Origin of the sequence: Archangium gephyra (genome assembly GCF_049060025.1) — a bacterium.
GTDB classification, from domain to species: domain Bacteria; phylum Myxococcota; class Myxococcia; order Myxococcales; family Myxococcaceae; genus Archangium; species Archangium gephyra_A.
This window is the reverse complement of sequence record NZ_JBMEQQ010000002.1, coordinates 1,875,235-1,897,115: the sequence shown is the minus strand read 5'-3', so window position 1 is coordinate 1,897,115 and position 21,881 is coordinate 1,875,235. Positions and strand designations below refer to the sequence as shown.

General features: G+C 70.5%; 11 protein-coding genes and 4 pseudogenes. 7 read left to right on the top strand and 8 right to left on the bottom strand.

Annotated elements, in window-relative coordinates:
* Positions 1–34: 34 nt before the first annotated feature.
* The 4 genes and pseudogenes from ACN28I_RS08200 to ACN28I_RS08185 all read right to left on the bottom strand — a co-directional run.
* Positions 35–1,366: pseudogene (locus ACN28I_RS08200) on the bottom strand (IPT/TIG domain-containing protein); the annotation flags it as partial.
* A 206-nt stretch (positions 1,367–1,572) separates the two neighbouring features.
* Positions 1,573–2,883 (bottom strand): annotated as a pseudogene (locus ACN28I_RS08195) (Ig-like domain-containing protein); the annotation flags it as partial.
* Positions 2,884–3,183: 300 nt separating this feature from the next.
* Positions 3,184–3,786 (bottom strand): annotated as a pseudogene (locus ACN28I_RS08190) (CHAT domain-containing protein); the annotation flags it as partial.
* 109 nt (positions 3,787–3,895) lie between these two features.
* Positions 3,896–7,840 carry a protein kinase domain-containing protein gene (locus tag ACN28I_RS08185; protein WP_420941534.1) on the bottom strand — a complete coding sequence of 1,315 codons (3,945 nt, stop codon included), beginning with the start codon at positions 7,838–7,840 and terminating at the stop codon, positions 3,896–3,898.
* 116 nt (positions 7,841–7,956) lie between these two features.
* Between ACN28I_RS08185 and ACN28I_RS08180 the strand changes: the two genes are divergently transcribed.
* Positions 7,957–8,865 carry a sigma-70 family RNA polymerase sigma factor gene (locus tag ACN28I_RS08180; RefSeq protein WP_420941533.1) on the top strand — a complete coding sequence of 303 codons (909 nt, stop codon included), beginning with the start codon at positions 7,957–7,959 and terminating at the stop codon, positions 8,863–8,865.
* Between the two features lie 13 nt (positions 8,866–8,878).
* On the opposite strand, the gene ACN28I_RS08175 is transcribed toward ACN28I_RS08180, so the two are convergent.
* The gene (locus ACN28I_RS08175) at positions 8,879–9,949 is read right to left on the bottom strand and encodes an ADYC domain-containing protein (protein ID WP_420941532.1); all 1,071 of its coding nucleotides are present in this window, start codon (positions 9,947–9,949) and stop codon (positions 8,879–8,881) included.
* A gap of 463 nt (positions 9,950–10,412) precedes the next feature.
* Between ACN28I_RS08175 and ACN28I_RS08170 the strand changes: the two genes are divergently transcribed.
* The 5 genes from ACN28I_RS08170 to ACN28I_RS08150 all read left to right on the top strand — a co-directional run bounded on the left by ACN28I_RS08170 (position 10,413) and on the right by ACN28I_RS08150 (position 15,437).
* Positions 10,413–11,636, top strand: coding sequence for a hypothetical protein (locus ACN28I_RS08170; RefSeq protein WP_420941531.1), 1,224 nt, complete (start codon positions 10,413–10,415; stop codon positions 11,634–11,636).
* Between the two features lie 99 nt (positions 11,637–11,735).
* Entirely contained in the window at positions 11,736–12,161 is a 426-nt protein-coding gene (locus ACN28I_RS08165) for a YeeE/YedE family protein (protein WP_420941530.1), read from the top strand.
* A gap of 12 nt (positions 12,162–12,173) precedes the next feature.
* Positions 12,174–12,662 (top strand): DUF6691 family protein, encoded by a 489-nt coding sequence (locus tag ACN28I_RS08160; RefSeq protein WP_420941529.1) that lies wholly within the window; start codon positions 12,174–12,176, stop codon positions 12,660–12,662.
* Positions 12,663–12,894: 232 nt separating this feature from the next.
* A complete protein-coding gene (locus tag ACN28I_RS08155) occupies positions 12,895–14,364 on the top strand; it encodes an MDR family MFS transporter (protein ID WP_420941528.1) in 1,470 nt (489 codons plus the stop codon).
* A gap of 134 nt (positions 14,365–14,498) precedes the next feature.
* Positions 14,499–15,437, top strand: a complete 939-nt coding sequence (locus ACN28I_RS08150; protein WP_420941527.1) for a hypothetical protein — start codon at positions 14,499–14,501, stop codon at positions 15,435–15,437.
* An 80-nt stretch (positions 15,438–15,517) separates the two neighbouring features.
* Here ACN28I_RS08150 and ACN28I_RS08145 read toward each other — a convergent pair.
* The 3 genes and pseudogenes from ACN28I_RS08145 to ACN28I_RS08135 all read right to left on the bottom strand — a co-directional run bounded on the left by ACN28I_RS08145 (position 15,518) and on the right by ACN28I_RS08135 (position 21,295).
* Positions 15,518–18,665: pseudogene (locus ACN28I_RS08145) on the bottom strand (efflux RND transporter permease subunit).
* A gap of 78 nt (positions 18,666–18,743) precedes the next feature.
* A complete protein-coding gene (locus tag ACN28I_RS08140; protein ID WP_420941526.1) occupies positions 18,744–19,910 on the bottom strand; it encodes an efflux RND transporter periplasmic adaptor subunit in 1,167 nt (388 codons plus the stop codon).
* Positions 19,907–21,295 (bottom strand): TolC family protein, encoded by a 1,389-nt coding sequence (locus ACN28I_RS08135; protein WP_420941525.1) that lies wholly within the window; start codon positions 21,293–21,295, stop codon positions 19,907–19,909. Before ACN28I_RS08135 ends, ACN28I_RS08140 begins: the two co-directional genes overlap by 4 nt.
* Before the next feature lie 136 nt (positions 21,296–21,431).
* On the opposite strand from ACN28I_RS08135, the gene ACN28I_RS08130 reads away from it, so the two are divergent.
* On the top strand, positions 21,432–21,860 hold the full coding sequence (locus ACN28I_RS08130; protein WP_420941524.1) for a MarR family winged helix-turn-helix transcriptional regulator: 429 nt from the start codon (positions 21,432–21,434) through the stop codon (positions 21,858–21,860).
* Positions 21,861–21,881: the final 21 nt, after the last annotated feature.

Sequence of the window (21,881 nt, the reverse complement as noted above, 5' to 3'; positions counted from 1 at the left end):
GGAGCGCGCCAACGAGGGTCGAGCTCTGCTCGTCCGGAGAGGTGACGGTGATCGGATGGGTGCCCTCGGTGAGGGAGGGGACCGTGCAGGTGAGGGTCGTCGAGGAGCCGAACGAGGTCGCGGTGCAGGGGGTCGCGCCAACCTGAACCGCGCTCCCCGGGATGAAGCCCGTGCCCGTGAGGGTGAGCAGCGTTCCGGCCTTGGCCTGGGTGGGACTGCTCGAGGCCAGGCTCGGGGTTGAACAGAGAGGCAGCCCCGTCACCGCGAAGCTCCGGGTGGCCGTCAGGTTGAAGGTGTTGGTGACGGTGGCGGTGATGGTGGGGGTCGTGCTCGCGAAGACACAGGGAGGGGCCGTCCACACGATGTGGCTGGTGCTGGCGGTGGTCTGCTCCGAGGACAGCGAGCCGGTGTTGGCCGTCCACGCGAAGGTCAGGGCGCTGGCCTGGGGATCCGTGGCGATGACGTCAAAGCCCACCAGCTCGCGTGCAGGGGTGGAGGTGGCGGACTGGTAGTAGTTGGTGATGAGGGGCGCGAAGTGCTCGGCGGAGGGGGCGGCAACGCAGAGGTTGAGGCCACCCGTGGTCCTGCCCCCGCGAGCGTCCTGCACGGTGACGGTGAGGCGGCAGTTGTTGCAGAGCCCGGCGGGAATGGAGGAGGGGACGAAGGAGGCGGAGCTGGAGGTGGCGTCCGTCCAGGTGCCGGGGCAGGAGGCTTCCCACTGGTAGGAGAGGGCATCCCCCTCGACATCGGAGGCCGTGACGGAGACGGAGGTGGACTGTCCGGCGTCGAGCCTGTTGAGGGTGGCGGAGACCTTGGAGACGGTGGGCCAGAGGTTGAAGGAGATGTCGAGGGCGGCGGCGGCGGCGGGGCCGGAGGTGACGTTGACGGCCAGGGAGACGGAGACGGCGGCGCCCTGGGAGTCCGTCACGGTGAGGGTGAGGGTCTGGATGCCGGTGGAGGAGGGAGCCGTCCAGGAGGTGGTGGAGGCCGTGGCGTCGGAGAAGGAGCCGCTGGAGGCGGTCCACGCCAGGGTGAAGGGGTCGCCCGCGTTGGGGTCAGCCGCGGAGGCCGTCAGGGAGAGGGAGCCGCCTGCCTGGACGGAGGTGGTGGAAGCGACGAGGGAGGTGATGAGGGGCGACTCGTTGCGGTAGGGCGGAGGAGGCGAGAGCTCCTGGAGGGTGAGGGCGACGGCGGTGGTCTGGTCGGCGGTGATGGTGACGCCGGACGTCTGGCCCTGGAGGCGCAGGGTGCCGGAGGCGTCGAAGGCCTCGGCGAGGAAGGTGCGGTTGGAGCCGGCGGGCAGGTTGCCGAGGAGTCCGCCCCAGGGGCCGTTGGACCTGGTCAGGTCAACGACGCGGGGAGACATATCGGAGGCGGAGACGGTCACCTTGACGCGGGTGATGTCACTCGAGGAGAGCGCCTGCTGGAGGGAAGCGGCGAACTGGACGGAGCCCGTGGGCTGAGAGGAGGTGCAGGCCGCGAGGCAGAGCAGCACCACCGCGGCGAGGCACGAGAGACGTGGGTGCATGGGCAAGGCTCGTGTGTCTAAAGGGAGGTGGTGCTCTCGGGGCGCGTGGACCCCGTGGCCGCGCACGTCGGGAGGCCGGGGAGCGAGAAAGGCTTCGAGGCCGAGAGGCCATGGGCATTGGTGACGGCGGCGGTGATGGTGGGGGTGACACCCGCCTGCGTGCAGGAAGGCGCCGTCCACACGATGCGGCTGGTGCTGGCGGTGTCCTGCGCCGTGGCCAGCGAGCCGGTGTTGGCCGTCCACGCGAAGGTCAGGGCGCTGGCCTGGGGGTCCAGGGCGGTGACGTCAAAGCCAACCGTCTGATCCGGCGAGGCGGAGGTGGCGGACTGGTAGTAGTCGGTGAAGAGGGGCGCGAAGTGCTCGGCGGAGGGGGCGGCAACGCAGAGGTTGAGGCCACCCGTGGTCCTGCCCCCGCGAGCGTCTTGCACGGTGACGGTGAGGCGGCAGTTGTTGCAGAGCCCGGCGGGAATGGAGGAGGGGATGAAGGAGGCGGAGTTGGAGGTGGCGTCCGTCCAGGTGCCGGGGCAGGAGGCTTCCCACTGGTAGGAGAGGGCATCCCCCTCGACATCGGAGGCCGTGACGGAGACGGAGGTGGACTGCCCTGCGTCGAGCCTGTTGAGGGTGGCGGAGACCTTGGAGACGGTGGGCCAGAGGTTGAAGGAGATGTCGAGGGCGGCGGCGGCGGCGGGGCCGGAGGTGACGTTGACGGCCAGGGAGACGGAGACGGCGGCGCCCTGGGAGTCCGTCACGGTGAGGGTGAGGGTCTGGATGCCGGTGGAGGAGGGAGCCGTCCAGGAGGTGGTGGAGGCCGTGGCGTCGGAGAAGGAGCCGCTGGAGGCGGTCCACGCCAGGGTGAAGGGGTCGCCCGCGTTGGGGTCAGCCGCGGAAGCCGTCAGGGAGAGGGAGCCGCCTGCCTGGACGGAGGTGGTGGAGGCGACGAGGGAGGTGATGAGGGGCGACTCGTTGCGGTAGGGCGGAGGAGGCGAGAGCTCCTGGAGGGTGAGGGCGACGGCGGTGGTCTGGTCGGCGGTGATGGTGACGCCGGACGTCTGGCCCTGGAGGCGCAGGGTGCCGGAGGCGTCGAAGGCCTCGGCGAGGAAGGTGCGGTTGGCGCCGGCGGGCAGGTTGCCGAGGAGTCCGCCCCAGGAGCCATTGGACCTGGTCAGATCAAGGGCGAGGGGAGACATATCGGAGGCGGAGACGGTCACCTTGACGCGGGTGATGTCACTCGAGGAGAGCGCCTGCTGGAGGGAAGCGGCGAACTGGACGGAGCCCGTGGGCTGAGGAGAGGTGCAGGCCGCGAGGCAGAGCAGCACCACCGCGGCGAGGCACGAGAGACGTGAATGGATTGGCAAGACTCGTCCTTCCGAGAGGAGAGAATTCAAAGAGAAAGCTCGGTGAAACAGGGGGCGCGTACGCCGTGCCTGTGAGGAGCCGCCAATGTGGAAAATGATGCAGAGAAAAGTGCGAGCCACGGGCGTGGCCTGATGCGTTGGCCCGCCGCCGCTCGCCCTCGCCACGAGGGCCGAAGATTTGAGCCTGCCCTGCGGGAGCGCCACGTCACCGGGTCAAGCCCAAGCAGGGTTGACGGGTGGGGCACTCCAGGTTCGGGAGGAGGGGGCCGCCGTCCTGGCGCGTCCCAGCCGTCCTCCGCTCTACTGGCCCGCCGGCTCCTGCGAAGGCAGAGTGATTGCACGCAGGGGCGCGTTGCTGCCCAGGGCGATGAAGGGGGCCCAGTCGTGCGGGTGGGGCCGGGAAGCCCGCAGCGAGCGCATGGCCTCGCGCAGGGCGGAGGCCCGGCCCTGGCCGGCCAACAGGTTGCGGTAGTAGCTCTCCATGAGCAGGTGGGTGGAGTCGTCTTTCACCTTCCACAGGCTCATGACCACTGTCTCGGCTCCGGCCACGGCGAGGGCGCGGCGCAAACCCTGGACTCCCTGGCCCAGTTGGACCTCGCCACGGCCGGTGTCGCAGGCGGACAGGACGACGAGCTGGGTCCCCCACAGATCGAGCCCCGCCAGCTCCAGCGCGGTGACCAGGGCGGCGTCGGGCCGGGGCTTGGAAGGCTCGGCGGCGCCCGCCAGGGCGAGGCCGGAGCGCAGCAGGGGATTTCGAGGGCGTGGCGCCTGGCGGTTGTCGCCCAGTGCGCCGAAGTGGCCCACGCCGCGGGAGCCCTCGGAAGGGGAGGCGTCCTCGAGGAAGAAGCCGTGGGTGGCCAGGTGGAGGATGCCGGGCGTGGAGAGCTGCAACAGCCGCTCTTCTCCTCGCCGGCTGCCCCTCCCGCCGCACAGCAGAGGACCACCACCAGCAGCCATCCGAAAACCCGACGCATCGCTTCCCCCTGCTCGGCAAGGACAGACCGTTTACCCGCTACCGCGGAGAGAACGAGGCACAGACCCTCACGCCGATCCTCGCGTCGCGCGCTGTCGGATCTCCGGGGGAGAGGCTCGCGCTGTACGCGGTGAAGGCATCGTAGTACCAGGAGCCCCCCCGAAGCACGACGCGCCCGAACTCCGGCGTCGCGGACCGGGTGAGCTCGTAGGCATTGCCGGCCATGTCTTCCAGACCGAAAGGGCTCACCGAGGCGGGGTGGGAGCCGACCATGTCCGGCCCGAAGGCCGTGGGCTTGCGGCCGTAGGTCGTGTCGATGTTGGCCTCGTCGGGCAGCAGTTGGTCGCCATGGGGGAGGCGGCGGCCGTCCGCACCCCGCGCGGCGTACTCCCACTCGTTCTGGCCACACAGCCGCGCCCCTGGCAGACGCCTCGTCCGGTCCAGCCAGTAGAAGTAGCCCTCCAGGTCCATGGCGGAAACACCCGACAGGGGAAACTGGCGCCAATCGGCGGTGTCCCGCCGGTCCCGGCCCGGGTAGCGAAACGGCTCTCCCACTCCCGCCGTCAAGACGTCTTCCCGCGAAGTCTGGAAGGAGAAGAGCCAGCCCTCTCCGGGTTGCCACCGCAGCGTGACCGCCCCACCATCGCCAAAGCGTGGCTGCTCGAGGAGCCGTCTCTCCGGCGCCGTCGGCGGCAGGTCCTCCAGGTAGGTCAGCCAGTCGCCGAACGTCACCTCCCGCCGTCCGATCAGGTAGCCCTCGGTGAGGCAGAAGCGGTGCAGCGGCGAGCTGTACATGAAGGTCCGCACCACCTCGGGCTCGGCGCTGCCCAGCAGGAAGCAGCCCGGCGGGATATAGGCATAGCCCTCGGGCACCGCGGTGGGGAGCACGAGGCGGACCCGCTGACGCGTGTCGTGCGTGAGGAGCAGCGGCAGGTCCACCGGCGCATGCCCCGGCCGCGTGACGTGGAGCACATAGGAGCCCTTGGGCAGGACCACACGGGCGAGGGGCGTCGGTCCCAGGGCGTCAGTCCCCAGGACGGGCTCGCGGCGCCGGACTCCCCCCACCTCGGTGTAGCGGTCGAGCTCGACGCGGGCCCCTGGGGGCTCGGTCACGATCTCCAGCTCGGCCGGGGCCAGGAGCCGCCGCTGCCACTCCGCCCCCTGCTGCGTCGTGTCGGCCACCCGCGCCAGTTGCCGCATCCATTCGTCACGCTCGCGCTGCTGGTGGAAGCGCTCGGCGAGGAGGACGCCTTCGTAGGAGACCTCCGCGATGAGCCGGTGCGTCCCCACGTGGCCGCGCTCCCGATCGAGGGCCTTCTCCAGGCTCTGGCTCGCGCGGGCGTAGGCCCCGTGGGCCTGCTCCCTCAGGGCGAGCGCCTCGGTCCATCGCCGCTCGGCGGCGTCCCTCGTGGCACGGGGGCCCGGCTGGGTCCCGTCGAACAGCGCCAGCGCCTCCTCGCGGCCCACGCTGGCCCGCTGGGCGAAGGCACGCCCCGCGGCAAGCTCCTCGCGCGCCGCGTCGAGCTGGGAGGCGATGAAGCGACCGTCCGCCAGGTGGGCCTGCAGGCGAAGGACACCCGAGGAGACGGCCACGGCGAGCACGGGGACGAGCACCGCGAGCCACCGGCCCCACCGCTGGCGCGCCACCGCGCGGTGGGAGGCCAGGAGAAAGGCACGCTCGCGCCACCCCAGGGCGGAGGGCTCGAGCACACGCGCCTCGTCGAGCTGACGCTGCCCCCACAGGGCCTCCCGGGCCTGTCTCAGGCGCTCCCATTCGGCGCTCGCCGCCTCGAGCCGCTTGCGCACCACGCGGTGGCCGATGTCGTCGTCGAGCCAGTCGCGCAGCGTGCCCCAGCTCTGGATGAGCGAGTCGTGGGCGATCTCACACCGCGGCTGGCCTCCCGTGGTGCGCGTGTGCAGGAGCCGGCCGTCGACGAGCGCGCGAAGGGCGGCGCGGGCGGCCCCATCCGAAGCCTCGACGAGCTCCTCTTCCCCGCGCTCGATGCGCGTGCCTTCCCCCGTCACGAGCTGGAGCAGCAGGCGCCGCGCCGCCTCGCGCTCCGTGGGGCTCAGCCGCGAGAGCACCCCATCGGCGTGCCGCGACAGGGCTCCGGCCACGCCGCCCATCTCATCGAGCGCCACCTGGGTGAGCCGCCCCTGCTCCGGGGCGCGTCGCGCCCACAGCTCCGCGAGCGCGAACTGGAGGAGCGGCAGGCTGCCCACGCCCTGCGCCGTGGACGCGACGAGCGTCTGGACGAGCTCGCTGGACTCGAAGGCCACGCCCCGGCCGCGCGCGGGACCGACAATGGCCTCGCGCACCCCCTCGGGCGACATGGGGCGGAGGACATAGAGCGCCCGCTCGGCCTCCTCTCCCAAGCCGGGCAGCGCGCATAGGCGCGTCAGGAAGTCGCCGCGCACCGCCAGCAGCACGCGCACCCCCTCGGAGGGCAGGGCCAGCTCGCCCAACAGGCGGGCGAAGTGCGTGGCCTGAACCGGTTCGGAGAGCGTCAGGAGCTCCTCGAGCTGGTCGATGAAGAGCATCAGGCCCCGGCCGCCCAGATGCGCCTCTCGCAGGGCCTGCCCCAGCCAGGCGGGCGTCTTCGCGAGCGCGGAGACGCACTCCGCCTCCCTTTTGCGCAGGAGGGGGGCGAGCACGGCGGCGAGGGCCTCGAGCGGGCGGTGGCCGGGCCACAGCGTGAGGGTGACCCACTCGCGGCTGTCGTCCAGGGCTCCGGCGGCCACCCGGGGCAACACGCCGGCGCGGCACAGCGAGGACTTGCCGGCCCCGGAGTCCCCAGCCACGAGGACCATGGATTGGTGGCGGAGCCGCTCGATCACGGTGCGGATGTCGGCGTCGCGTCCGAAGAAGGTGGCCTGGTGCTCGGCCGTGAAGGGCGCCAGGCCACGGTAGGGATTGCTCTCCACCAGGGGCGCGTGCTCGCCGCTGAGCCGTGACAGCCGTTCGAGCGCCTCGCGCAGGGCCATGGCCGAGGCGAAGCGCTCCCTCGGGTCGGCCGCGATACACCGGGCGATGATCGCGGCGAAATCCGGATCGATCCCCAGCCCCGCATCGGCCAGTGGGGCCGCCTCGTCCCGTGGGAGGCGTGGATCTCGCGGCACCTCGCCCGTACACAACTCGTGAAGCATGATGCCCAGGGCGTAGATGTCGCTCTGCGGGGTCGCTGGAGCACGGCGCCACAGCTCGGGGGCCACATAGGGCAGCGTGCCAGCGAGCGGGGAGGGCGGGGAGGAGGGCGCGGGCTCGCCCGGCTCGAAGCGCTCGGCCAGACCGAAGTCGAGCAGCTTCACCTCGCCGTCCTGGGTGACGAGGGCGTTGGAGGGCTTGAGGTCGCGGTGGAGCACGCCCTGGCGATGCGCCGCCGCGAGCCCTCGGGCCAGGCCCGCCCCAAGCGCCAGCACCCGCCGCCACGGTACCGGGAGCGGCAGCTCCGCGAGGCTCTGGCCAACGACATACTCGGAGACGATGTAGGGGTGGCCGCTGACTTGACCCACGCGGAACACGGTGACGACGTTCGGGTGCTGCAGGCGGGCGATCGCGCGGGCCTCGGTCTCGAAGTAGGCACGGACCCAGGGCTCGGGCTGACTCGAGGCGATGAACTTCACCGCCACGGGCCTGCCCAGCGTGGTGTCATGCGCCAGGTAGACGACGCCCATGCCGCCGCGGCCAATCATGCGCTCGAGGCGGAACTCGTCGAACGCCTCGGGCGGAGTCCAGGCGCCTCCGTGTTCCTCCGCGCTGCCGGCCTTGGGAGCCAGCTGCTCCGGCCCCTCCTTCTCTCCGTCCGAGCCCCCGCGAGCCACCGAGGCCAGGAGGAGCCGGCAGGCGTCGCACCCGGCGGCGTGGTGGTGGGCGCGGGCCAGCGCCTCGTCCGGCAACCGGCTATCGAGCAGATCGACGAGGAGCTCATCCGTCAGACAACCGGAGGCGTCCGGCTCGATGTCGCTGGCGTTCAACGGTGGCATGGGGTGGAGCTCCTTGGGCCCTGGGCCGGCCGGGTGCCATTCAAAGGCCCCATTGATGGTTTGGCAAAGCGCGTGGTACAGCGTTGAGCATGGTTCCGGCGCCCAGGCTGGCCGCGATGTTTCTTGCGCATGCGAAGGTGCGCTTCCTTCCGCCCGTGGATGCCGCCGCGCTCGAGCGTCTGTTGGTTCATGCGTGGGAGGCCTCCCGCGCGCAGTGGCCCACCGTGACGCTCCCCGCCGAGCCATTCGTGACGCACCTCGCCGAACGGCTGCCCGAGGCGACTCCCACCAGCCCCATCGAGCCGCTCCTCGCGCCGCTGTCCCTGGCGGAGCTCTACCTGGCGTGCGCGTGTCTGCAGGGGGTGGGGACCGCCCTGGAGGTCTTCGAGCGGAACTACCTGGCGAAGCTACCGGGGTTGCTCAGGAGTCCCAAGTACCCCGACACGATGATCGAGGACATCTGCCAGCTCACACGCATGAAGCTCCTCGCTCCCTCGCCCGAGGGCCGCCCCAAGATCGCCGAATACACGGGGCGAGGCGCGCTGCAGAGCTGGGTGCGTGTCACCGCCACACGCATCGCCATCAAGCTGCAATCCACCGAGAAACAGGCGCCCGAGGAGGACGCGGACACCCTCTTGTCGGCGCTGCCGGCCCCGGGGGTCGACCCGGAGCTGGATGCCATCAAGCGGCGCCACCAGGCCGACCTGCGCGAGGCCATGTGCGAGGCCTTCTCCACACTGTCGCCCGAGGATCGCCACCTGCTCCGCCTCTATTTCGTCGATCAGCTCTCGATGTACGAGCTGGCGACGCTCTTCCGTGTCAGCCAGCCCACCATCTCCCGCCGGCTGAAGAGCACACGGGAGACGGTCTACAAGGAGACCCGGCGCCACCTGCAGGCGCGCCTGGGCCTGTCCCAGCGAGACTTCCAGAGCTTCCTGGCCCTGCTCGACAGTCAGCTCGAGCTGAGCATCAGCCAGCTCCTGGGGGAGGAGGACGCCCCGCCCGGGCCGCCCGAGCAAGGCTGACCTCCCCGCCCTCCTACTTCGCGCCGCGTCCATAGGACCGATTGCGCAGCAGCGCTTTGTCGGGGCTCACGTCCGTGCGTTGCGCCACGCAGCGGTCCTCCTGCCCCAGGTCCGTCATGCGCCCCGTGCTGAACCGGTTGGGACACTCCTGGAGGATGGACTCCAGTGCACGGCCATCACGGGTATGTGCCAGGCAGGTGGCCCCGTCGGGCGCCCAGGCCGCCTCGAACGAGCCCTTCGCCGGATCCCAATCCGCCGAGATCTCGGCCGCCCGCTCGATCATTCCAAGCCGATCGTACATGTCGATGGTGGTGTCCTCGTGCGTGTGGCTGCGGCCATTGCCGCAGTAGTCGGCGCGTGCCATGCGCGTGCAGGCCTGGTGGAGGTCGGCCAGCGACTGCCCGGCATGGCTCGCCCAGGGCTTGTAGCCCCAATGGATGCACTTGGTGATGGCGCCGTTCTCACACGCGAAGGTGAGCTTGCCCGGGACGTCCTGCCGTGCCCCGCTCGCGTCCCAGACGCCGCTCACGGCGAGCGCCCGGGGGTCGGGCACGCGGTTCAGGGCGACGCAGGGGTTCTCCCATTCCTGGGCCACCGTGTTCCAGGCCTCGATGCGGTACCAGACCATGCTGGGATCCTCTGGCGAGGGCTCGGCGCCACAGATGGCCACCTCCACGGGCTTGCCATCGCTGGCGGTGCCTTGGAGCACGGTGCCGACGACGTCGCCGGCGGAGGGCAGGGCCACCAGGCGCGCGCCCTCGAGCCGCAGTGCCTTGACGTGGGCCTCCGCACGCCGCGGGGACGCGAGGTCGACCGAGACGAGCACGCTGCTGCGCTCGTCGGCGATCTTCTCGGTGTCCCAGCTCCGCTTGGTGCCCCAGAGCATCGTGCCTTGGGGCCTGGCAATGCGGTGGACCGCCTGGGACTGGCACCGCCGCGAGTAGCGCTCGGCGTCGGGAACCACGGTGGTCTCGCTCACGTGCTTGGGACGCGCGGGCTTCGAGCCCGCTGGCGGGGCGGCCTGCGCCAGCGCGGAGAATTGAAGAACCAGGCAGGCAAGCAGACATTCTTTGAGGGTGGTCACGGCGTTCTCTCCATTGCGTTCGCATCGCTGGGCATGCTGGCCCGCAGCAGTTGAGAGCCGGTGAACCTGGGAATGATGCAGAAAATCCACTGGCAGGGGCAGACGCCGTTCGCCGTGGCTCCAGGTGCTTCGGAACCTGGAGCCTTCCGGATCACATCTTCTTCTCTCCGGCGCCGGCACATGCCGCCGCGATGTCTCGCTCTTCCAGCCCCTCGTGACAGACCCTTGCTCGTAGCGGATTCATCTCCACCTTCGGTGCGAAGAGGCGCTGGGGGGCGGGATGAAGTGCTGGGGCGGACGGGGTGGGTGGGCAACTCTTTTCCTTCTGACGGCATGCGGCGGTGGGACGGAGGTGCCTCCCACGCGGGTGGAGGCAACCCCTCCCGCTTCACAGGCTGAACCCCCACCGCCACAGCCGCGGAGCCCTCCCGTCGTCTCCCCGCCGCTCCCGGCCGCTCGCTGCATGCCACGGCCGGGCGAGCCCGCGCCCCTGTTCACCAACGAGCAGGGTCACCCGCGCTCCTGGGTGCCCGTGGGCTCCGCGCTGGAATACAACACCGAGCGCGATACGCCGCAGACCCGGCTGGGGCTGGCGGTGGATTCCACGGGGGCGCCCGTTGTCTCGTGGGGCGAATACAACGGCGCGGTGTGGGGCTACTTCTTCCGGCGCGCGGAGGGCAACGTGTGGTCGCAGGCGGCGGCTTCCCTGTTCCCCCTGGCCGCGAGCACGCACAGCTCGCCTGGCCGCCCGGCCTTCTCCGTCGATCCCCAGGGCCGTCCGGTGATGGCCCTGCTCGAGACGACCGGGCACTCCACGGGCACCGTCCGCATCCACCGCTGGGAGGGCCGGTTCTGGTCGGTCCTGGGGCTTGGACTCCAGGCCGCGAACAACCGGTTGACGGAGATCACCAGCGCGGCGCTCGCCTTCAACTGCTCCGGAGAGCCGGTGGTGGCGTGGAGTGAGATCGGCCCGGGCGAGCCCTCCCTCGGCATCCATGTGAGCCAGTGGAATGGAGACTCCTGGCAGCGGGTGGGGGAGCGGCTCGGTGCGTACCCGGACGGCGTGCGCGGGGATGGTTCCAACGGAGAGCGTCCCAGTCTTGCCGTGGACTCCCGGGGCTTCCCCGTCGTGGCCTGGGAGGAGTCGGCCATGCGGGAGTTCATCGACCGCATCCACGTCCGGCAGTGGGATGGCGCCCGGTGGCTGCCCGTGGCGGGAGGCGTCGCCAGCGAGGACAGGCCCTCGAAGGGCAACGCCCACTACCCCTCGCTCGTGCTCGATGGCGCGGATGTGCCCTACCTCACGTGGACCCAGCATGAGGGAGCGGCTTTCGGCGAGTTGAATCCGGTCCGGCGCCCCTCCGGGGAGCAGTGGACGGGCATCCTCGAGCCCGCGCCCAGGCGCGAGCCGGTGCTCGCGGCGCTCGGGTCCCGCGTCTTCCTGCTCTTCGCGCGCGAGGAGCAGCTCGAGATCCACACCTGGGATGGACAGGCGTGGCGGCCCGTGGGCGAGCCGCTCCAGGCGCTGCCGGGCGAGACGAAGCTGGGCGAGTGGGCGCTCGCCGTGGACCCGCGAGGGCTGCCCGTGGTGGCCTGGATCGAATACACCCGCAACCCGACCCCTCCTGGGAAGATGGGCCCGGCGGAGTTGGGCGAGACCCATCTCCACGTCTGGCGCTTCCAGTGAGCCCCGGGGCAGCGGGCTCACGATAGGGACCGCCACTCCCGTCCCCTGGCCCTGAGTTCCCCAGTGACTCCTTTTCTGGGACTCTGGCGCTCACGGACCATGACTTCTTCTTTCCTTCTTCCCCTCCTCGGTGGGGCGCTCATCGGGTTGAGCGCCTCGCTCCTCCTCCTGGCCAATGGCCGGGTGGCCGGAATCAGCGGCGTGGTGGGCTCGCTGCTGGCCCCCGTTCGCGGCGACATCGCCTGGCGCGTGCTCTTCTTCGGCGGGCTGCTCACCGGTGGCCTGCTGCTGGCGTGGCTGCGTCCCGTGTCCTTCGCGGCCCCGGCGCCCCTGAGCGCGGGCGGGGCCGTGCTGCTGGGGGTGGCCGGGCTGTTGGTGGGCTTCGGCTCGCGGTGGGGCAACGGCTGTACCAGCGGGCATGGCGTCTGCGGCATCAGCCGCGGCTCCGTCCGTTCCCTCGCGGCCACCCTGGCCTTCATGGCCACCGGCGTCCTCACCGTCTTCCTGGCCCGACACGTCTTCTGAACGGAGCTCCCCATGCGTTCCTCCCTCAGTGCGTTTCTCAGCGGCCTCCTCTTCGCCATCGGTCTGGGCCTCAGTGGCATGACGGACCCGGCCAACGTCCTCGGCTTCCTCGACATCGCTGGTGACTGGGACTTCCGGCTCGCGTTCGTGATGGGTGGCGCCATCGCCGTGCACGCGGCGCTGCGGCCCCTCATTCACAAGCGGGCGCAGCCCCTGTTCGCCGCGAAGTTCCCCTCCTTTCCCGTCAGCCGGGTGGACCCGAAGCTCCTCACGGGCGCGGCCCTCTTCGGCGTGGGCTGGGGACTCGGCGGCTACTGCCCCGGCCCCGCGCTCACCGCCCTCTCCCTCCGCTCGCCCCAGGTGCTCGTCTTCGTGCCCGCCATGTTCGCGGGCATGTACCTCGCGCAGGTGCTGCAAGCGCGGCGCGACGCGAACGCGCGGACTTCGAGCCTGGGCGCGAGGCCTTCACCGTCAACGCCATCGGTGGGTTCCGCTCCATGAAGGTCCTTCTCGTCGTCACAGCGCTGTTCGGTGGCCTCTTCCTCGGCGCCTGTGTGCGCCATCGGCCGACGTTGCCCGCCGGAATCGCGGCACTCGGAGTCCGCGAGGGTTGACACCGGGCGAGTGGGCATCAGGGCACGCGGGAGGCAGGATGACTTGACGCTGGCGGCCCTGGCCTCCACCCGTTAATCAGGGCGCGGACTTCCCGCCCCGACAGCCCCGCCCGGACAGCATGCGAACCACCCACCGTCCCCTGACCACCATCGCCCTGGCCTTGAGTCTCTTCATGGCGGCGCTGGAGATGACGGTCGTCTCCACCGCCATGCCCACGGTGGTGGGCGAGCTGGGCGGGCTGCACAGCTACGCCTGGGTCTTCACCGCGTACATGCTGGCCTCCACCGTGACGGTGCCCATCTACGGGAAGCTGGCGGACCTCTATGGGCGCAAGCCCGTGCTGCTCTTCGGCATCGGCCTGTTCCTCGCCGGCTCCATCCTCAGTGGGCTGTCCACGTCGATGAACATGCTGATCGCCTTCCGCACGCTGCAGGGGTTGGGGGCGGGAGCGATGCAGCCCGTGGCGCTCACCATCGTGGGAGATCTCTACACGCTGGAGCAGCGCGCGAAGGTGCAGGGCGTCTTCAGCGCGGTGTGGGGCATCGCGGGGCTGGTGGGCCCGCTCACCGGTGGCCTCATCGTGAAGTACCTCACCTGGCACTGGGTCTTCTTCATCAACGTCCCGGTGGGGCTGGGTGCCCTCGCGCTGCTGGTGGTCTTCTTCCACGAGCAGGTGCAGCGCAAGCCGCAGACGCTGGACTACGCGGGCGCGGCGTTGCTCTCGGCCGGAGTGGTGGCGCTGCTCTTTGGTGTGCAGGGAATCGGCCGCAACCTGCTGGCGCTGCCGGTGGGGGCCGTGCTGCTCGCCGCCTTCGTGCGGGTGGAGCGCAAGGCGGCCGAGCCCATCATCCCCATGTCCCTCTTCCAGAATCCCGCCATCGTGATCGCCTCGGTGGCGGGGGCGCTCTTCTCCGCGGCGATGTTCGGCGCCACCACCTACGTGCCGCTGTACGTGCAGGGGGTGTTGGGGGGCTCGGCCACGCTGGCGGGAGGGATGATCACCCCGATGATCGTCGCCTGGCCCATCGCGAGCGTCTTCGCGGGGCGGATGTTGCTCAAGACGGGCTTCCGTCCGCTCATCGTCGGAGGGTTCGGGCTGTCGGTGATTGGCACGGGGGCGATGGCGCTGTTGCTCGAGCCGCGCTCGTCCCTGCTGATTCCGGAGCTGGCGATGGCGCTGTTCGGCATTGGCCTCGGCTTCGCGTCCACCTCGCTGCTCATCGCGGTACAGACGAGCGTGGGCTGGGAGCTGCGCGGGGTGGCGACGGCGAGCCACATGTTCTTCCGCACCATTGGCGGAGCGCTCGGGGTGGGCTTGATGGGCGGGGTGGTGGTGTCCCAGCTCCTGAAGGATCCGAGTGTCCCCCTGTCCGCGGCCAACGAGCTGCTCGGCCCCGAGCACGGCCGTGGCCTGCCTCCGGCCTTGTTGCAGACGCTGAGCGGAGCGCTCGGCACGGGCCTGACGATCAACTTCTGGATCATCTGTGCCGCCACCGTCGGCGCCTTCGTCGCCGGGCTCTTCTTCCCGAAGGTGAAGCGCGGCGAGGGCCTGGCCAGTCCCTCCACCGACGTGGCGGCACCTCACTGACCCCTGGTGACTGTTGTCACCAGTGCTGACCGCGGTCACCAGGTGGCGGGCACCGGTGCGGCCGGAGGGGGCCTGTATGTCCCTGAAATCACGCACCCCCCGCGTTGGCATGGAAGGCGCAATAGGACAGGCGCATGAAGACCTTCAAGATCGGTGGCCCCAAGAGCAGCCCTTCCCTCCGCGGAACGCAGAACGATGCGCCGAAGCCTCCCGCGATGCCGGCGCCGTCCTCGTCCACGAAGACCCCTCCCACCAAGGTGGGCGGGCCCAAGGATGGCTTCGACACGGGCACCTCCAAGATTGGCTCTTCGCTCCGGGGGCTGTTCGGGCCGTCGCAGGCCGATTCGTTCGCCGCCGACCCCATGAAGTTCACCGGGCAGAACGTCCTGAACGGCTACAAGCTGTTCCAGAACGGGGTTCCTCCGCCGGGAGTGCAGCTCCCGACGCCCAACAAGCCCTTCGTGCCGGCGAACCAGTCGGTCGCGGCCCTGAACGTCCAGCAGCAGCATGGCAACGCGAACCTCTCGCTCTCGGCTCCTGGCGGCAACGGGCCGCAGGTCAACTACCTGCACTACCTCTCGTCGGGGCAGGGCAAGCCGGATCAGGGCTCGTTCGCGGGGATCTCGGACGTGCCGCTCCACCCCAAACCGGGGCAGCCGTCGATGGTCATGACGGGGCCGCTCAATGGCTGCGCGGTGCATGCGCTGCACAACCCGGCGAATGACTCCCTGTCCTTCGTCCACCAGGCGGACTTCGAGAAGTACGGCGCCAACACGGGCAAGCAGCACCTGAAGGACTTCCTGGGCCAGAACAAGCTCAACCTGGTGCAGAGCCTCACGCCCCACGACTACTCGCATCCCACGGGGGCCCACGGCATCCAGACGGGCGCCACGGCCTTCGCCCACTACGACAAGGCCTCGGAGCAGTGGAAGCTGGTGGGCCAGCTCAACGACTGGAAGAACGGCGGCTCCCCGGGAGGGCGTCCCGAGCTGCAGCGGCCCCAGGGCGGGCTGGGGCAGTGGCTGGGCCCCGTCGACGTCAAGAATCCGCTGAAGCTCGACGAGCTGAAGTGACGGAGCGGACATGAAAAAGGGGCACCGCGTGGCCGCGGTGCCCCTTCGCTTTTCGGAGAGGCCGGGGCCCCGGGCTCACATCACGGCGCGGGGGCCGGGGCGATGGTCTCCGGCTCCACGCTGGTCCGCTTCGCCGTCCCCCGAAGCTGCTGCATCAGCACGTACAGGCCGGGGATGAAGACGAAGTTGACGATGGTGGACACGAGCATTCCTCCGAAGACGGCCGTGCCCAGCGAGTTGCGCGCGGCGGCGCCGGCGCCCTCGGCCATCATCAGCGGTACCACGCCCAGGAGGAAGGCGATGGACGTCATGAGGATGGGCCGCAGGCGCACCTCGGCGGCTTCCACCACCGCGTCCACGGCGCTCTTGCCGCTCTCGCGGAGCTGCTCGGCGAACTCCACGATGAGGATGGCGTTCTTGCTGGCCAGGCCCACCAGCATCACCAGTCCGACCTGGCAGAAGACGTCATTGGCGAAGCCACGCGCCACCTGCAGTCCCAGCGCGCCCATGATGGCCAGCGGCACCGAGAGGATGATGACGAAGGGCAGGGTGAAGCTCTCGTACTGGGCCGCGAGCACCAGGAAGACGAACAAGATGCCCAGGGCGAAGATGATCAGCGTCTGCCCGCCGCTCTCCTTCTGCTCGAGGCTGAGGCCCGTCCACTCCGCGCTCATGCCCTGGGGCAGCTGCTGCGCGGCCATCTGCTCCATGGCCTCCAGCGCCTGGCCGGAGGAGACGCCCGGAGCGCTCTGCCCGTTGATCTCCACGGCCCGGAAGAGGTTGTAGTGCCGGATGACCTGGGCGGAGGCGGTGGGCGTCACCTTCACCAGCGACTCCAGGGGAATCATCGCGCCGGTGTCGGTGCGCGTGTAGAAGGCCCCGATGTCCGACGGGTTGTCGCGGAACTGCTGATCGGCCTGGACATAGACGCGGTAGGTGCGGTTGGCGTAGTTGAAGTCGTTGACGTACTGGCTGCCCATGTAGAGCTGCATCGTGCCGAACACCTGCTCGATGGGCACGCCGAGCGCCTTGGCCTTCTGGCGATCCACCTCCACGTCCAGCAGCGGCGTGTCGGCGTTGAAGGAGGTGTAGACACCGCGCAGCTGGCTCTCCTGGTTGCCGCTCGCCACCAGCTCCTGGGCGGCCGTGGCGAGCTGATCCAGCGAGAGGTTGCCGCCCACGTCCTCGAGCATGAACTGGAAACCACCCACGCTGCCCACGCCGCGGATGGCGGGGGGCTGCACGGGCATGACGCGGGCGCCGCCAATGTTGCCGAGCGGCCCGCGCAGCCGCTCCACCAGCGCGGCCACGGACTGGTCCGGCTTGGGCCGCTGCTCCCACGGATGGAGGGGGACGAAGATGGTGGCGTAGTTGGGTCCGGTGCCCTGGAAGGAGAATCCGCCGATGGCGAAGATGGCGCGCACCTCGGGCTGGGCCTTGAGCAACTGCTCCGCCTCGACCAGCACCTTCTCCGTCTGGACGAGCGACATGCCCTCGGGCCCCTGCACCATGATCATGAGGTAGCCCTGGTCCTCGTCGGGGATGAAGCCGGTGGGCGCCGAGCGGAAGAGCAGCACCGTGCCCGCGATGCACAGCAGGAACGCCCCGAGGATGATGAGGGGGCGCTTGAGCAGCGAGCGCAGCCCCCGGCCGTAGGTGGCCTTCGTCCAGTCGAGCGCCTTGTCCATCCAGCGGAAGAAGATCCACTTCTCTCCGTGGTGGTGCTTGAGCAGGCGGGCGCTCAGGGCGGGCGTCAGGGTGAGGGCGCAGAAGGTGGACAGGGCCACCGACACGGCGATGGTGAGGGCGAACTGGCGGTAGATGGCGCCGGTGGTGCCGGGGAAGAGCGCCACGGGGATGAACACCGCCACCAGCACGATGGAGATGGCCACCACCGCGCCGGCCACTTCCTTCATGCCCTCACGCGCCGCCTGCATGGCGGTCAGGCGCTTCTCCACCATCAAGCGCTCGATGTTCTCGATGACCACGATGGCATCGTCCACCACGAGACCCGTGGCCAGTGTCAGGCCGAACAGGGTGAGCGTGTTGATGGAGAAGCCCATCATGTAGACGAAAGCGAAGGTGCCGATCAGCGAGACGGGGAGGGTGGTGGCGGTGATGAGCACGCTGCGCCAGCCGTGCAGGAACAGGAAGATGACGAGGATGACGAGCGCGATGGCCTCCACCAGCGTGCGCACCACCTCATTGACGGAGGCGCGCACCGCGAGCGTGGTGTCGTTGCCGAGCTGGTACTCGAGGCCCGGGGGGAACTGCTGGGCGAGCCGGTCCATCTCCTTGATGACGCCGTCGCGCACGTCGAGCGCGTTGGCGGTGGGGAGCTGCATGATGGCGAGGCCCACGCCGGTCCGCCCGTTGAAGCGCATCAGCGTGCCGTAGTTCTCCGCGCCGAGCCTCCACGCGGGCCACGTCCTTCACGCGCACCAGCTTGCCGTCGGTGGTATTGCGCTGCACGACGATCTCCCCGAACTCCTCGGGCTCGACGAGCCGGCCGCGCGCCCGCACGGCGATCTGGTAGGGCTGCTCGCTGGTGGAGGGGGGCTGGCCCACCTGGCCCGCGGCCACCTGGAGGTTCTGCTCCTGCAGCGCCCGCACCGCGTCCTGGGGGGTGAGGTTGCGGCGCGCCAGCTCGGTGGGATCCAACCACAGGCGCATGGAGAACTTGCGCTCGCCGAAGATGCGCACGTCGCCCACGCCGCGCACGCGCTTGATGGCGTCCTTCAGGTTCACGTCGGCGTAGTTGCTGAGGAACTTGGCGTCGTAGCGGTCGTCCGGGCTGGACAGGCTGAGCGTCATCAGCATCTGGCTGGAGGCCTTGTTGACGACGATGCCCGTCTGGTTCACCTGGGCGGGCAGGCGCGCGGCGGCGCGGCTCACGCGGTTCTGCACGTCCACGGCCGCCACCTCGATGTCGCGCGAGGGCTCGAAGGTGACGGTGATCTGGCTGGTGCCGTCGTTGCTGCTGGTGGAGGTGATGTAGCGCATCCCCTCCACGCCGTTGATCTCCTGCTCGAGCGGGATGGTGACGGCGTTCTCCACGACCTCGGCGCTCGCGCCCACGTAGGTGCTGGTGACGGTCACCTGGGGCGGCGCGAGATCCGGGTACTGCGCGATGGGGAGGGTGGGAATGGCAATCGCCCCCACCAGCGTCAGCAAGATGGAGCAGACGGCGGCGAAGACGGGCCTGCGGATGAAGAAATCGACGAACACGGCGTTCAAGCCCTCATGAATTCCTGCTGTGGCCGGGCCCCGTTCCCCTCCCCAGGGTGCCCGGTCCTGCTCAATGGCTCAGCGGCTGCCGCCGGCGGCTCCACCACCGCCACCCTCGGTGCCCTGCGCGGCCCGGATGGGGGTGGGCGCGGGCGGGGGCTTCACCTTCACCGGCGTGCCGTGACGCAGCGCCTGCAGCGAGGTGACGGCCACCTGCTCTCCTTCCTTCAGCCCTCCCTCCACCACGTAGGCCATCTCTCCGAGCGCCCCGAGCTTCACCGGGCGGCGCTCCACCACCGTCTTGCCTTCCTTCTCCGTCACCACGAGCGCGAAGGGCTGGCCGCTCTGGCGCACCACCGCGAGCGCGGGGAGCTGCAGGGCCTGGCGGGTGGAGTAGACGAGGCGCGCGCGCACCAGCTCGCTGGGGCGCAGGCCCACGGTGTTGCGGAAGGCGGCCTTGACCTCGACGAGCTGGGTGCGCGGATCCGCCTGGGGGGCCACGAAGAAGATGGGGCTGGAGATCAGCACCTTCCCCTGCGAGTCGAGCACCTCCAGCGGCGTCTCGAGCCGCAGGGAGCGGGCACGCTCGGACGGCACGGCCACGCTCACCTCGAGCACATCCGCCTGGGCCACGCTGGTCAGCGGCGTGGTGGCGCTCACGAAGTCGCCCATGCGCACCAGCACGTCGCCCACGGTTCCGGCGAAGGGCGCGCGCACGGTGTTGAACCCGAGCTGCACCTCGCGCTGGGACTCGGTGGCGGCGGCGGCGCGCGTGTTGGCCTCCAGCGCCTCCACCTGGGCCCGGGACTGCTCCAGCTCCTGGGCGCTCGCCAGCCCCTCCTTGTAGAGGGACTCGAGGCGGGCACGCGTGCGGCGGGCCTGCTCGAGGTTCACCTCGGAGGAGGTGCGCTGGGCGCGGGCGGTCTCGAGCGCCGCCGTCTCCTCGCGCGCGTCCACGTCGAGGAGGGGCGCACCGGCCTCCACCTTCTGGCCGGGGCGCACGTGGATGCGGCGCACGTAGCCGGCCACCTGGGGCAGCACGTTGACGCTCTGCCGCGACATCAGGCTCCCGAGGTACTCGCTCGTATCGCGCACCTCGCTGGGGGCGAGCCGCACCACCTCGATCTCACGGGGTGGGGGAGCCGGCCTGGCCGCCGGCTTGCCGCCGCAACCCGACACTCCCACCGCGAGCGCGGCACCCCACAGTCCCACCACCAGCGCCTTCAGGGGGCGTACCCTTCTCACCAGTCGCACCGGGCCTCCGTCAAGAATGCGTCCAGGCGCGCCTGGACAAGCTCGAATTCACGCAGGGCCAACGCCAGCTCCGCCTGACGCAGGGCCGCCCCGCTCTGTACCAGTTCCAGGCTGCTGCCACGGCCGACCTCGAAGGCTCGCCTGGTGAGCTGGTCGGTCCTCGCGGACAGCTCCCGCGACTCGGCCGCCGTCTTCACCAGGGACTCGGCGACCTGCACGTTCCGCCGGGCCCGCGCCACCTCCACCTCCACGTCGCGCCGGGTGCGCTCGAGCGTCTCGGCCGCCTGCTGCTCGGCGCCCGCGCGCTCGCGGACGATGCCTGCCCGCCCGCCTCCCTCCCAGAGGGGCACCGACAGGACGGCGGCGATGCTCCAGGTGGCCAGCCGCCCGGGGCCCGGATCCGTGGTGAAGGCATTCAGGTTGCTGTTGATGCCGAGCGTGGGCAGGTAGCCGGCGGACGCCTGACGCGTGCTCTCGCGGGCCGACTCCACCTGGGCGCGCGCGGCGGCGAGATCCGGCCGCTCGGCCAGGGCCTTCAGCGGGGTGCAGGAGTCCCGGGTCTGCTCCACCAGTCCCTGGAGCTGGAAGGACGTGCTCACGCCCACCTCCTGGGGCAGGCCCAGGGACAGGCCGAGCGCCTCGCGGGCGCGGTGGAGCTGCTCGTCACCGGAGATGAGCGACTGCCGGGCCACCTCCACGTCCTGGCGCACGCGCACCACGTCCAACTGGGTGCCCGCGCCCAGCTCGAAGGAGCGCTGGGCGAGCGCGGCGCGCTCGAGGGCCCGGCGCAGCCCCACGCGGTTGAGCTCCGCGGCGCGCTCGGCGGCCACGGTGGCCACCAGCGTGCGGGCCAGCCCCAGGGTGAGGCGGCGCTGCACGTCCTGGAGGTTGGCCTGGGCGCTGTCCTCGGCCGCCGAGGCGGACGACAGCCCCCTCCAGGCGCCCAGGTCCACCACCGACTGCGTCAGCGACACCGAGCCACTCGCGAGCGGCACGGTGGGCCGGCGCTCGGAGTCGGTCTGCCCGAACAGCGGAGCGCCCGTGAGGCCCACGGGGATGCCGGGGTTGAGCAGATCCGTGGCCACGCCCGCGGACACGCGGCCGTTGGGCAGCAGCGTCCCCAGGGCCTGGCGCCACCGGCCTTCGGCGCGCTGCACGTTGGCCTCGGCGATACGGAGATCCGTGGAGCGCTCACGCACCAGCCCGAGCGCCTCGTCCCAGGTGCCCACCTGTTTAGCGGCGGCGGGCGCGGGGACGAGCATCGGATCGTCCACCTGGGGCTGGAAGGGAGGCGGGGCGGGTAGGAGCGGATCCTGGTCGGCCAGGACCGGGCTCGCGGCGAGCACCAGGAAGAGGAGGGTGAGGCGGGAGGTCATGCCAGGAGGGGACCGGGGGAAGCGGGTGTCGTGCGTGCTGTCCGGTTGCCCCCCGGAACGGCCAGCGTGTTCAGTGATATTGACAACGGTTGTATCTCGCAACCATTGTTTAAGGGAAATGACCCTCGCCGAGCAAGTGGGAGCCCTGCGACGCACCCTGTACCGGCTGCTTACCCGCCGGTTGAGCGGGAAGACGCGCCGGCCCCTCACCCAGTTACTGGCCGTGAAGTTCGTCGCCATGCGCGGTGTGCGCACCCAGGCGGAGCTCGCCGAGCGGCTGCTGGTGGATGCGCCGGCGGTGAGCCGGCTGGTGGATCGGCTGGAAGAGGAAGGGCTGATGAAGCGCTGCGCCGGGGAGGATCGCCGGTGCGTGAAGCTTCAGGCGACCGAGGCGGGCCAGGCGGAGCTGGGGGTGTTGGAAGAGGTGACGCAGTCCCTGGATGAGGAGGCGGGCCGGTATCTGACGGAAGCGGAGATGGCCGAGCTGAAGCGCCTCCTGGAGAAGCTGCAGGCGGGGCTGTCCCAGGTGGCGACCCAGCCCATGGAGTGCGAGTCCCAGGACTGAGGGGCGGTGCAACCGCTGCCG